We start from the raw sequence: 11,470 nt of genomic DNA on the forward strand, positions 1-11,470 counted from the left end.
TCAATTGATGTCTTTATTAAACATAAAAAAAAAGAGCTAATTAGCTCTTTTTTTAATTTAATTCGTTAAACCTATTAAGGGTTTACTTGGTCTTTAAGACCTTTACCTGCTTTAAAGCTTGGGATAGTTGCCGCTGCGATTTGGATCTCAGCACCCGTTTGTGGGTTACGGCCAGTGCGAGCTGCACGTTCTTTTACTGAGAAAGTACCAAAACCAACTAATGCTACTGAATCACCTTCTTTTAAAGAAGAAGTTACAGCACCTGTAAACGCGTCAAGAGCACGAGTAGCAGCGGCTTTAGAGATTTCTGCATCAGTAGCAATTTTTTCAACTAATTGAGCTTTATTCATTGTTAGATTCCTATTCGTTATTATTTTGCCTTCGCAAAACCTATCTTTATGCATTTTTAAAGAGTTAGCAACAGCAAATTGCATTTTTTGCTTAAATTCTTAAAAAATGAGTAAAATTTAAATAATTCTCTGTAAAATACAGCGTGTTGGGTTAACAAAGACTTAATTTGAGTACAATTTTGGCGCAAGTTAAGCAACTGGGTAAATAAGCTATATTTTTTCGATCACTAAGGTCACTTCCCCGACCTCGACTCCAAACTTAACAATAGATGTGCGGTTTATCAAGCGCGATTGTGTAACCAGGTACATCCAATCATCAAAATTCACTTTTAAAGTACTGCCATCGTATGGAAGCTCTACATCGTAATTCCAATGAAATACGCTGCCATCACTTCTACCTTTTGCAGTACCTATAACATCATCTGCCACACCCGTTAAACTATTGTCTTCGTTTAACGTTATTTTCCAAATACGCTTTTGAGTTTCGCCATCGTCATAAACAAAGTCTTCTTCAATAACGCCCTGGTTACCATCCCAGTTCGCATTCATATCTACGACAAGCTTGCGGGTCAATTCACCCTTAAAGTCTTGTACAACACCGTAGGCTTTCAAATTTCCACTAAAAAATGTTTTAAAGTCAAAGTTTGGCGATGTATTTTTATAATGCTCTACATTTGGTGCCGAACAGCTTATCAGCAACAAAGCAGATAAGCATACAAGAGCTGTTTTAAACGCGTTAAATACATTCATATTAATTCCCTAATAGTTGCTTTCGTAGTTTCGGCTCAGAGGTTTTTTCATCCAGCCAAATGGCTAAAAAATCACTCGAAAATTGAGGTTCATTTATTTCGCCAATTTTTTCATCATTATGATAAAAAGTACTCATACCCTGCTCATTTGTGACTAACGTTAGCGAATCACCTTGTCTAATATCAGGCCAAATAGACAATAATTTACTGTCGTATTTGTCTGCTAGCTCTTTTTTTCCAATATGCTCCCACTGCTCATTTGTTGCTTTTACGATTTCTTTAGCTTCAAAGTCACGTAAATAGGTAAGTTTAAATTTAATAGGATGCGTTCCTGCGCTGTAATTACCTGAAGGGGTAAATAAAACCGCGTCATATACATCCCAAAATAAATACTCCATACGTGCTTCGCCTACTTTATTAAACTGTGTGTCAGCTAAAACAATTGAAGTTGTAAGCAAATAAAAAGTAACTGCCTTTAGTAAAAATTTCAAAATAAGCTCCCTCGAGTCAATGTGTAATGTTACGAAATGGGAATTGTGGGCGATCAGCGATTGATGAATAACTTGATTTTTTGGTTTATAAAAAGAATAACAGTAAACACTGTAGACCAAAGCGCACCGTAAACGAGCCAAAACTGCCATAAAGGTAAGCCTAAGCTTATTACTTCAAAGCGCGCCCCAGCCCAATAACTTGCTGGCGCAAAAGCCATGCATACTAAAAAGGCCTGCCAAAGCTTTAATTTACTCAAAAAAACCATTGAGGTATTTAAAGAAAGTAATAACGCAGCCCATAAAAAGACGAGCCATAGAGGGAAGGGATAAACTTTAAATTCTAACAAGCCTAACTTTACCGCTATAAATTCTAACAATAGTGCTAAAGGTAGGGCTTTAATTAGAAGTAAGGTGTCTTGTTTTTTTTGTTTTGACAACCAAAACATTAAAACAATAATCAATCCGCTAAAAAGTAGCGAGCCAGCTTCAAGCAGCAAGGATAAAAACCACACTGCTTGAAATAAAACAAAATTAGTAACCGAGCGCAATATCATCGTTATCGCTAACAAAACGTGGTTTACGCGCCATTAAATGCACCGTACTTGTTGCTCTGGCTCTAAACGCGCCTTCGCAATAAGCAAAATAAAACAACCATAAACGATAAAAACGTTCATCAAATTTTGAGCGGTCCAAATCAGGCCAGCTTTTTATAAAACGGCTTCGCCAATCAGCTAATGTTCTTGCGTAGTGTGCACCAATATCATTAACAGTATGAATTACCATGTCGGTATTATTTTTAATCTGCTCACTCATTTCGTTAAGTGATGGCAAACACCCGCCTGGAAAAATATACTGCTGAATAAAATCAGAGTTTTTTAAGTAATGCTTATAACGCTGATCGCCAATAGTTATAGCTTGTATGAGCATGGCACCGTCATCTTTTAACAATTCACCACATTGGGTAAAAAAGCTAGGTAAGTACTCATGGCCCACCGCTTCTATCATTTCGATAGAAACAAGCTTGTCGTACTTTCCTTTCAATTGCCTGTAATCAAGCTTAAGTAATGTAATTTTACTTTCAAGACCAAGCTCTGAAATTTTATTAGCGACATAATCATGTTGCTCATCAGATATGGTTGTTGTTGTTACATGGCAATCGTAATGTGTGGCTGCATATATAGCAAAAGCCCCCCACCCTGTACCAATTTCAATTACTGAATCATTTTTTTGAAGCTCAACTTGCTGACAAATGCGTTTAAGCTTGTATTGTTGAGCCTCTTCAAGTGTCGCTTCTTTTGTAGGATATACAGCACTTGAATAAAGCATTTCTTTACTCAAAAATGATTCGTACAAATCATTACCTAAGTCGTAATGAGCAACGATGTTTTTCTTAGAGCCCGATTCAGAATTTTTATTTTTTATGTGATTAAACCGGTGTGCAATATTACTAAAAAATGCGAATTTCTTCTCAAACTCATCAAGTTGCTTCTCATTTATAGCAAATATCTCAATGAAAGAGGTTAGGTTGTCACAAGACCAATGCCCCAAAATATACGCTTCACCAGCGCCAACGCTCCCAGATAATGCAAATGCCTTATACATAGCTTTATCGTTTACTATAATCGTTGCTTTTAGCGCTGAGGATGGGTCACCAAAAACTGTACGCTCGTTTGCATCTACTAAAATAACTTGGCCTGTTTCAATTGACGAAAAGGCTTTAGTCACTAATTTTTTATATATGTTAGTTAACCAGTTTGTGCTTTGTTCGCAATTTAAGCTCGACACTTTATCCATTGAAATACCTATTAATTGTCCTGACTATCTACGTGCTTTATGGCTTGCCTGAGTGACCTAAAAAAGGAACTCGTTTTATAAACAACTTTAACGCTTGATAATAAATACCTTTGAAAATAGACCATGTCATGGCCGGAAAACGTTTAAATAACTTATTAACTTCTTCTTTAGTAAGTTCTTTACGCTTTAAGCGAAGTGTAGCATCAAATAATAGCTCTTCATTTCGCTTATTTTCAATGTGTATCAATGTTTTATCAGGCGATTGCTTAACATGCCAATGATAGTTCATATCTAGATTCATAAAAGGTGATACGGAAAAAACCTTTTTAAAGTTCACTTTTTTTTCTAAAGGTACTAAATAATAATGACGTTCGTTCCATGGTGTATTACTTACTTCAGCAATCATGTATTTAAAACGGATGTCATTATGACCAAAAAAGTAAAAATTAACAGGACTAAAATATACACCAAAACAACGAAGTTGCCCAAGCATGTAAATATGAGTAAAGGTTTCAGTAATACCTAAATTGGCAAGTTGTTCGTGTGCACGCTCAATAAGAGGACGTTTAGCAAGCTGTGAGGTGCCTTTAAGATAATCAGCTTCATTAAACTTTAACGCCTTTAAGCCTGACGTACCTATGTGTTTATGCACACCATTTAGTTGTTGAGGATTATTTAAATCTACCCACATCATATATAAAGGGTAACTAAAGCGATGTTCTTTAACAGCAAAACGGCGATGTTTAACATCGCCTAAATACACTGCACTAGTCAAATTCGACCCCAAGTTGCTTGGCTACATCTACACCACTGTGTACGCCATCTTCATGAAAACCATTGTACCAATAAGCGCCACAAAAATAACTATTGTTGTGTCCGTCAATACTGTGTTTAAGTTTTTGAGCTGCAATAGACTCTTGGTTAAATACAGGGTGGTGATAAGTAAACTCGCGCAAAATTTTACTTTGGCTTATTCCTTCAAGATGGTTAAGCGTTACACAGAACTGTGTATCTGATTGTATACCTTGCAAAATATTCATTTGGTAAGTAACAACAGCGGCTTTATCAGTGTTGTTGTTAAGTAGGTAGTTCCAGCTTGCCCATGCCGCTTTTCTATCTGGTAAAAGGTTTGTATCGGTGTGCAGCACCACTGAGTTCTCAGTGTAAGCTATTGCACCCAATACTGACTTTTCTTGCTCAGTAGCATCACCCAGTAGTGCAAGCGCCTGATCTGAATGACAAGCAAATATTACTTTATCAAATTTACTTTGCTCACCATTGGCAAACTCTATTGTTACTTCATCATTTTGACGCGTAACTGATTTAATATTTGTATTGAGGTTAATTTTGTCGGCAAAACCTCTGATCAGCGGCTTAATGTACTGACGAGAGCCTCCTGGTACTACATACCACTGTGGTCTATTGGTTACATCTAAAAGCCCATGATTAAAGAAAAACTTAACAAAAAACTCAACGCCTACGTTTTCCATTTCTTTAATACTGGTAGACCAAATAGCTGCGCCCATAGGAAGAATATAATGGTATTTAAAAAAGTCATTAAACTGGTTATCGTTAAGCAATTGCCCTAATGATTGATCAGACTGGTAATCACCTTTTTCATGCATTGCTTTGCACAGCTTATTAAACCTAACAATGTCGTACAATAATCGCCAAAACTTAGGTCTAAAAATATTACGACGCTGTGCAAATAAGCTTGTAAACGTATGTCCATTGTATTCAAAACCAGTGGCTTCGTTGTGCACACTAAAGCTCATCTGGGTTGTTTGTTTATCAATACCAATGCGCGAAAGTAACTTTTCAAAATATGGGTAAGTTCGGTTATTAAATACAATAAAGCCAGTGTCTATTGCGTATTTGATGCCACACACATCAACATCAACCGTTGCTGTGTGGCCACCTATGTAATCATTTTTTTCAAATACGGTTACATCGTAATGTTTGTGAAGCAAATGCCCACATGTTAAACCAGATACACCAGTTCCTATTATTGCTATTTTTTTCAACGGGCTAATCCTTTTGCGATTTTAAGCCAAATCGGCAGTGGTAAAATGCGTAAAACTTTTAATATAAGTGTAAAACGATAAGGGAAATGAACGTCTTTGCGGCGTTTTTGAATACCCTTAATCATGTAGTCAGCTGCTTTTTCAGCAGTAACGGCCATAGGCATCGGGAAATCATTTTTATTAGTAAGTGGCGTTTTTACAAACCCAGGATGAACTAAAGTCACATCAACATCATTTAAATCAACCGCTAAGCTTTTTGCTAAGTAACTTACACCCGCTTTTGATGCGCCATAAGCTTCTGAACGAGGTAGCGCAAGGTAAGTAACACTTGAGCTGACCAAAACAAGTTGGCCGCCTGGATTTATTTTAGGAAGTAACGCCTCAAGGCAATACCCCATAGAAAGTAAGTTAACGTTTATTACACGCTCAAACAACGCGCTATCAAAGTTGCGCGCATCATCTATATATTCACAATTACCAGCGTTTAAAATAACACGGTCAAAATGAGGAAAGCCAACTGTCGACTCTTTTATATCTTGCAGGTTAGTTGCATCAAATTTACATGCTTGGATATTGTCGTATTTAGCAAGCTCGGCGAGCTTATCACTATTACGGCCGCAAGCTATAACAGTGTCTCCTAGCTGTGCATATTTAATTGCTAGCTGCTCGCCAATACCTGATGTAGCACCCGTTATAAGTGTGATCATAATTAACCTGCCCTTTTATCAATTAGCTTTATAACGCTACCAAGTAAAGGAATGTGTTTGTATAACAACTCGCCCACATTAAAGTAGTCTCTGTGCTTAATAATTTTGCCATCTTTAAAAATAAGCTTACTATGACCGGCTACCGAGATAGTTTTACCTGATGAAAGCTTTGGATGTGCATAATGCATAGTCCAATAAATAAAAGCATTGTTACCGCTATTAAACGAATCAGTAATATCAAACTGGCAATGCTTAACATTGCTGTATAAGTTAGCAAAGTACCTGCGCAATTCTACAATGCCGTTAATTTCATGCATCGGGTCTATAAACTGTATGTTGTCACAGTAAATATCACTCAATAAATCAAGATTAGTGCTATCAAGCTGTTGGTATATTTCAACAAATTTATCTACTGGTAACTGGTTATCCATATCACACCTTAAATGCAGCAAGTGCACGTTCTCGTGCCGCTTTATGATCAACTATTGCTGGCCAGTAACATTCCTTATCTTTGCCTGTTGCGGCTAAATAAGTGTGTGGAAAATGAATGTGTTTATCTGGCACGTTTTCAAGCTCTGGCAAATACTTACGGATAAACTTGCCCGTTGGATCAAAGCGCTCGCTTTGTCTGATAGGATTAAAAACTCTAAAATAAGGCTGAGCATCACAGCCCGTACTTGCAGCCCACTGCCAACCACCATTATTTGAGGCTAAATCGCCATCAATTAAGTGCTGCATAAAAAAGCGTTCACCTTCACGCCAGTCTATTAATAAATGTTTAGTTAGAAAGCTTGCAACAACCATTCGTAAACGATTATGCATCCAACCGGTTTGCTTAAGTTGTAGCATTGCTGCATCCACTAATGGGTAACCTGTACGCCCTTCGCACCATGCTTTAAAATCGCTTTCACTTTTACGCCACACTACAGCATTATACTTTTCGTTGAAGTTATCGCCGCGCGAAAGCTTCGGAAATTCAGCAATTAAATGTCTGTAAAATTCGCGCCAAACAAGCTCGTTAATCCACGTAAACGTTTTACTTTTTGATGTAGTTAAAATATCAGGATAACGCTGCTGAATATTAATAAGCAGTTGCTTTGTGCTTACAATACCTAGTGCTAAATACGGGCTTAAACCCGATGTGCCTTTTACACTGGGAATATCACGCTGGTCGTCGTAACTTGTAAGTTTGTCGCATATAAAATTATCAACTACGGTAGAGAGTGTTTCGTCGTCAACCGGCCACTTATCTGAGCATCCATCACTTTTTAGTAAGTCGCTTTCATCAAATTTTATTGGCTCAGAAGTTAAAGGCCATTGTGGCAAACTAAAGTGTGTATCTTGATACTGCTTTAACCATGCACGTTTAAAGGGAGTAAACACTTTATACATTTCATTACTTTGATTTTTGACAGAGCCTGCAGGCGCAATTAAATCACCTTCGTACAAAGTAAAAGTAATAGAAAGCTCATCGCATTCATGCAAAATTGCTTTATCGCGGTTTACTTCATTAAGCTCATACTCTGTATTAGCAATTACGTGTTTTACATCGTTTGCTTTACAAAAGTTAATCAGCTCGCGCGTACAATCACTAAAGCTAGGCGCTTCAATAATATGTAAAGTAATACCGTAATCAGCAAGTTGTGATTGAAGATAAGTAACTCGGCGCTTGAGTAAGTCAATCTGAATAGGCGCAGCTTGGTGTTGTTGCCACTGCTTTTCAGACACAAAAAAAATGGCGTGTTTAGCGCCATTATTTAGCGCTTGAATTAACGCTTCATTAGAAAAAAGGCGCAAATCGCGCCTAAACCAAAATAATGTATCCATTAAATACCAAATCGTAATTTTAAATCGTGAGGGTATGGGTTAAAAAACACCTGTTTTTCAAGGTACTCATTCGGATGAACTTTCAAATGATGTTTTAACAAGGTAAGTGGTACATACAATGGCACCAATCCTTCGCGGTATTCGTCTATGGCATCACGAAGTTCTTGTTTTTCAACCTTTGATAAATCATTTTTAAAGTAGCCTTGTAAATGCATTAGGGTATTGCAATTATTTCTGCGAGAAGCTGGCTTTTTCAGACCCGTCATCAAACCTAAAATATATTCATCCGCAACTGCATTTATGTCGTCACCTACGAACGTTCCAAGCAGATTACCTAAATCACGATAAGCTTGGTAATTATGAGCCATCAACAAGTACTTATACTGAGAATGAAATTGAGTAAGCTTGTGAACCGTTAGTGGTTCTTGTACCAACTTTTGCCAATTTTTAAATACGTAAATTCTCATTACAAAGTTTTCACGTAAATGCATATCGTTTAAGCGACCGTTTTCTTCACATGGCAATAATGGGTTGTGCTTCATTATTTGCTCAGCAAAAAAACCAACGCCTTCAGAAGTATTACCCGTGCCTGCTTCGTTGTATATTTTAATGCGCTCCATGCCGCAGCTTGGACTTTTTGCGCAAAATACAAACCCGCTCAACTCTTTAGCTTGTTCTGTTGCAACTTTTTTACCATACTCGGTAAGTTGTTGGCCTACGTCTCCAGTACCATCTGGGCGACATACTTTAATAGTATCGCCAACTTTAACTTGGCGAATAGTTGGTCGAGGTATTGGTAAACCTACCGCTACCTCCGGACAAAACCGTGTATATTCAACGTGTTTACCTAACTCATCCATACAGAAATTTGACTTTTTATGACCTGTGTCAAATCTAACTTTTTCGCCTGCTAAGCAGGCGCTTATACCTATTTTTATTATATCTGTGTGCATAAATTCTCTTAGTAAATCAAATTACCTATTGGATTTAGTAACTTGCTGAAGCCCTTATTAAAATGTAGCGCACTACTGACAACTGTAAAGCACAAACAACCATCTTTTGTTAAAGGAGTATGTTGGTGACTACCATCTTGCCATATAAAGTCACCTGGGACATATTTTCCTTCTTCATCACTAAACTCGCCATCTAGGAGTAAAGTAACTTCAAAGCCAGTGTGCGTGTGTTCTGGTATTTCACCACCAGCATCAATATGTAACAAGCTAGAACGTAATGGGCCATCATCAAGTGCAATACGAGATCTCGCAAGCTTACCCACTTGGGTAAATTTACTGTGAGAAATACGCGTTAGCGCACGTGGAAGCTGATAGTTATGCTCATTAACTTTAATAGAAACAGGCTCTACTTCGTAAACTTCATCGATAGAATCATCAGACATGATCATATCGAGAACATTTAGTTCAAATTCTTCAAGTAAATCAGATTTCTCAGTTTGAGGTTTCTCAAATTTAGCAGGCTCTTCACTAAATAATGCATTTGCATTACTTGCTTCAATTTTAGCTACTTTAGCTTGGCACACAGGGCACATGTCTACGTGAATAGAAACGGCTAAACTCAATGATGTAGCAAGTGATGCATCGCAATACTGTGTCAGTAAAGTTTCACTCGGGTGATGTTTAATCATGCTGATCTCCCATTTCATTACGTAATTTTTGCAAGGCCAAACGTAAACGTGATTTTACCGTGCCTACTGGAATATTAAGTTGATGTGCAAGTTGCTCTTGCGACATGTCTTGAAAATAAACGCCTCTTACCACTTCGCGTTGAGCAATAGGTAATTTGTCTAAATAACGTTTAATTTGTTTATCTTCTAAATGATCACTGTATTCGTGATGTGTATCTTGTGATTCGTTTAATAACGGCCAAATATCTTCGCTTATATTTTCTTCTTTATTACTTTTCATTTTACGAAGCATATCGAATGAAGCGTTACGCATAACGGTATAAACCCACGTAGTAGCCGCACCTTTATCACTGTGATACAAATGTGCTTTACGCCAAACAGAAGTTAACGTCTCTTGCACAAGCTCCATTGCTTGAGCTTCAACACCAAATTGCTTAATTCCAAAGCGTTTAATTTTTGGCGCAAAGTATTCAAATAAATAGGAAAATGCTTTTTTATCGCGTGACTGTGCAACATCTATAAGCGCTTGCATGAGTTCTTTACTCGGCGTTTCTGGCATGGCAGTGTACTTACCTGTATTAGGTTCACAACGTGGTGATTGTTGTTGACTTACCATAATAATTTATCCCGTTATTGCTTTTGTATTAAGTAATACGGGCAATAATTAATTTAGGATCATAAAATTTAGGCAAATTCGTTATTAATCACAGTATGGAGGAAATTCAGTAAGTTATCAAAGTTCGTTTCAAACGCAAGTTGCTGTTTTTTCTCAATAGAAATAGGTAGGAGCTCAAGCCAACGAGCTGCAATCCAAGGCAGTTTGTCAAAGTGAGTTTTTTTGTACAGCAAATTAAGTTCCGGATTACTTTTAAACACGTTTAAAAGTGCATCATGCAATAAGTCATGTTCGCCAACTGAGTTGTTAGAATCCTTATACCAATATGGCGTATTACAAGGCGATACCAAACCATGACGTAATTCGTCTTCGTCTTGATAAACATCATTAATTTGCACATTTTTAGATGCAAACACATCGATTAATAATACATCGTTGTCGTCTTGGTCAAAATCAATAATATCAACAAGGCAACCTTGCGCGCTTATATTAAATGGCGTGTCGTGCTCAAATGTACAAAGCACAAACCCTATATTGTTTTTTAATGCGGTTTTAACCATATTTAAATAGCGAGGCTCAAATATGCGTAATCGCGTATAGCCTTCAGGTAACATAAAAATGGGTAATGGAAAAATCGCACGTTTCATAAAGTCTACTTCTTTCAAACACTCTGCCTTTATTTACGTGCGCTTTTGCTAAGTCGATCAGCTTTGTATGAATCGAATTAATTACCAGCTATATAATTGGCTAAAGATTAAACCAACCTCCCATAGCTTTAAACACTTGAACCGAGTAATAAGCGCTTATCATACTGACTACGGGTGCTAACATTAATGCAAATAATCCAAGTTCACTGCTCATCGTTTTAATCCTTTAAATAATTTATTTTGCGTTTTTAATACTAGTGTCAGTATTTTTAGGCGTTGTGCTATGTGTTAAAACGGGCTCATCTAATAAACCCTCTAAAACAGTTTTAGCATCAAAATAAAGCGTTTCCTTTAGTGATTTTTCAAGCTCGATTGTGGTTTGCTTTACGTAGCTTGCTACACTTTGAGTTAATATATCAGTTACATCTAGGTCCACTTCTGTTGCATGTACTTGCGCAGAACCTAATACTAATAAACTTGCCATAGCGATTTTAATTGAATGTTTCATAATGGTATTCCTTGTTTGTGTATTGTTTAGACGTAGTTACATACTCAAGGGTTGTGCCAACATAAAAATAAATCGTAAGTAACTGTAATTAAACAATTTTAGATGCATCTCTTTA

At 37.1% G+C, this 11,470-nt stretch carries 15 protein-coding genes; all 15 read right to left on the reverse strand.

The window, feature by feature from the left end; genetic code table 11:
• Positions 1-74 precede the first annotated feature (74 nt).
• The 15 genes from H5090_RS02130 to H5090_RS02200 all read right to left on the reverse strand — a co-directional run bounded on the left by H5090_RS02130 (position 75) and on the right by H5090_RS02200 (position 11,355).
• A complete protein-coding gene (locus H5090_RS02130; protein WP_002962474.1) occupies positions 75-350 on the reverse strand; it encodes an HU family DNA-binding protein in 276 nt (91 codons plus the stop codon).
• A 210-nt stretch (positions 351-560) separates the two neighbouring features.
• Positions 561-1,100 (reverse strand): DUF3833 domain-containing protein, encoded by a 540-nt coding sequence (locus H5090_RS02135; RefSeq protein ID WP_024596925.1) that lies wholly within the window; start codon positions 1,098-1,100, stop codon positions 561-563.
• A gap of 1 nt (position 1,101) precedes the next feature.
• Positions 1,102-1,590 (reverse strand): chalcone isomerase family protein, encoded by a 489-nt coding sequence (locus H5090_RS02140; protein ID WP_002962471.1) that lies wholly within the window; start codon positions 1,588-1,590, stop codon positions 1,102-1,104.
• A gap of 53 nt (positions 1,591-1,643) precedes the next feature.
• Complete coding sequence (locus H5090_RS02145) at positions 1,644-2,144, reverse strand: DUF2878 domain-containing protein (RefSeq protein WP_024596924.1); 501 nt, start codon at positions 2,142-2,144, stop codon at positions 1,644-1,646.
• Entirely contained in the window at positions 2,122-3,384 is a 1,263-nt protein-coding gene (locus H5090_RS02150) for a cyclopropane-fatty-acyl-phospholipid synthase family protein (protein WP_182694902.1), read from the reverse strand. Before H5090_RS02150 ends, H5090_RS02145 begins: the two co-directional genes overlap by 23 nt.
• Positions 3,385-3,421: 37 nt before the next feature.
• The gene (locus H5090_RS02155) at positions 3,422-4,159 is read right to left on the reverse strand and encodes a DUF1365 domain-containing protein (RefSeq protein ID WP_024596922.1); all 738 of its coding nucleotides are present in this window, start codon (positions 4,157-4,159) and stop codon (positions 3,422-3,424) included.
• The gene (locus H5090_RS02160) at positions 4,152-5,408 is read right to left on the reverse strand and encodes an NAD(P)/FAD-dependent oxidoreductase (protein WP_182694903.1); all 1,257 of its coding nucleotides are present in this window, start codon (positions 5,406-5,408) and stop codon (positions 4,152-4,154) included. The genes H5090_RS02155 and H5090_RS02160 overlap by 8 nt, the downstream gene beginning before the upstream one ends.
• A complete protein-coding gene (locus tag H5090_RS02165; protein WP_182694904.1) occupies positions 5,405-6,115 on the reverse strand; it encodes an SDR family NAD(P)-dependent oxidoreductase in 711 nt (236 codons plus the stop codon). Before H5090_RS02165 ends, H5090_RS02160 begins: the two co-directional genes overlap by 4 nt.
• A 2-nt stretch (positions 6,116-6,117) precedes the next feature.
• Positions 6,118-6,546, reverse strand: a complete 429-nt coding sequence (locus tag H5090_RS02170) for a nuclear transport factor 2 family protein (protein ID WP_182694905.1) — start codon at positions 6,544-6,546, stop codon at positions 6,118-6,120.
• A gap of 1 nt (position 6,547) precedes the next feature.
• Positions 6,548-7,942: a deoxyribodipyrimidine photo-lyase gene (phrB, locus tag H5090_RS02175; RefSeq protein WP_024606011.1), complete on the reverse strand. Its 1,395-nt coding sequence runs from the start codon at positions 7,940-7,942 to the stop codon at positions 6,548-6,550.
• Complete coding sequence (locus H5090_RS02180; RefSeq protein WP_138490055.1) at positions 7,942-8,895, reverse strand: DUF523 and DUF1722 domain-containing protein; 954 nt, start codon at positions 8,893-8,895, stop codon at positions 7,942-7,944. The genes phrB and H5090_RS02180 overlap by 1 nt, the downstream gene beginning before the upstream one ends.
• A gap of 8 nt (positions 8,896-8,903) precedes the next feature.
• Positions 8,904-9,584: a ChrR family anti-sigma-E factor gene (locus H5090_RS02185; protein ID WP_182694906.1), complete on the reverse strand. Its 681-nt coding sequence runs from the start codon at positions 9,582-9,584 to the stop codon at positions 8,904-8,906.
• The gene (locus H5090_RS02190; RefSeq protein ID WP_002962457.1) at positions 9,577-10,200 is read right to left on the reverse strand and encodes a sigma-70 family RNA polymerase sigma factor; all 624 of its coding nucleotides are present in this window, start codon (positions 10,198-10,200) and stop codon (positions 9,577-9,579) included. Before H5090_RS02190 ends, H5090_RS02185 begins: the two co-directional genes overlap by 8 nt.
• 68 nt (positions 10,201-10,268) lie before the next feature.
• On the reverse strand, positions 10,269-10,847 hold the full coding sequence (locus H5090_RS02195) for an LON peptidase substrate-binding domain-containing protein (RefSeq protein WP_182694907.1): 579 nt from the start codon (positions 10,845-10,847) through the stop codon (positions 10,269-10,271).
• Positions 10,848-11,082: 235 nt separating this feature from the next.
• Positions 11,083-11,355 (reverse strand): hypothetical protein, encoded by a 273-nt coding sequence (locus H5090_RS02200; protein ID WP_002962453.1) that lies wholly within the window; start codon positions 11,353-11,355, stop codon positions 11,083-11,085.
• Positions 11,356-11,470: the final 115 nt, after the last annotated feature.

The sequence above is a fragment of the Pseudoalteromonas sp. SR43-5 genome, assembly GCF_014163835.1.
Taxonomy (GTDB): Bacteria; Pseudomonadota; Gammaproteobacteria; order Enterobacterales; family Alteromonadaceae; genus Pseudoalteromonas; species Pseudoalteromonas distincta.

Coding starts and splice junctions, on each gene's coding strand:
- H5090_RS02130 (WP_002962474.1), bottom strand. CDS start 350: ATGAATAAAGCTCAATTAGTTGAAAAAATTGCTACTGATGCAGAAATC.
- H5090_RS02180 (WP_138490055.1), bottom strand. CDS start 8,895: ATGCACACAGATATAATAAAAATAGGTATAAGCGCCTGCTTAGCAGGC.
- H5090_RS02165 (WP_182694904.1), bottom strand. CDS start 6,115: ATGATCACACTTATAACGGGTGCTACATCAGGTATTGGCGAGCAGCTA.
- phrB (WP_024606011.1), bottom strand. CDS start 7,942: ATGGATACATTATTTTGGTTTAGGCGCGATTTGCGCCTTTTTTCTAAT.
- H5090_RS02145 (WP_024596924.1), bottom strand. CDS start 2,144: ATGATATTGCGCTCGGTTACTAATTTTGTTTTATTTCAAGCAGTGTGG.
- H5090_RS02170 (WP_182694905.1), bottom strand. CDS start 6,546: ATGGATAACCAGTTACCAGTAGATAAATTTGTTGAAATATACCAACAG.
- H5090_RS02195 (WP_182694907.1), bottom strand. CDS start 10,847: ATGAAACGTGCGATTTTTCCATTACCCATTTTTATGTTACCTGAAGGC.
- H5090_RS02185 (WP_182694906.1), bottom strand. CDS start 9,584: ATGATTAAACATCACCCGAGTGAAACTTTACTGACACAGTATTGCGAT.
- H5090_RS02200 (WP_002962453.1), bottom strand. CDS start 11,355: ATGAAACATTCAATTAAAATCGCTATGGCAAGTTTATTAGTATTAGGT.
- H5090_RS02190 (WP_002962457.1), bottom strand. CDS start 10,200: ATGGTAAGTCAACAACAATCACCACGTTGTGAACCTAATACAGGTAAG.
- H5090_RS02135 (WP_024596925.1), bottom strand. CDS start 1,100: ATGAATGTATTTAACGCGTTTAAAACAGCTCTTGTATGCTTATCTGCT.
- H5090_RS02150 (WP_182694902.1), bottom strand. CDS start 3,384: ATGGATAAAGTGTCGAGCTTAAATTGCGAACAAAGCACAAACTGGTTA.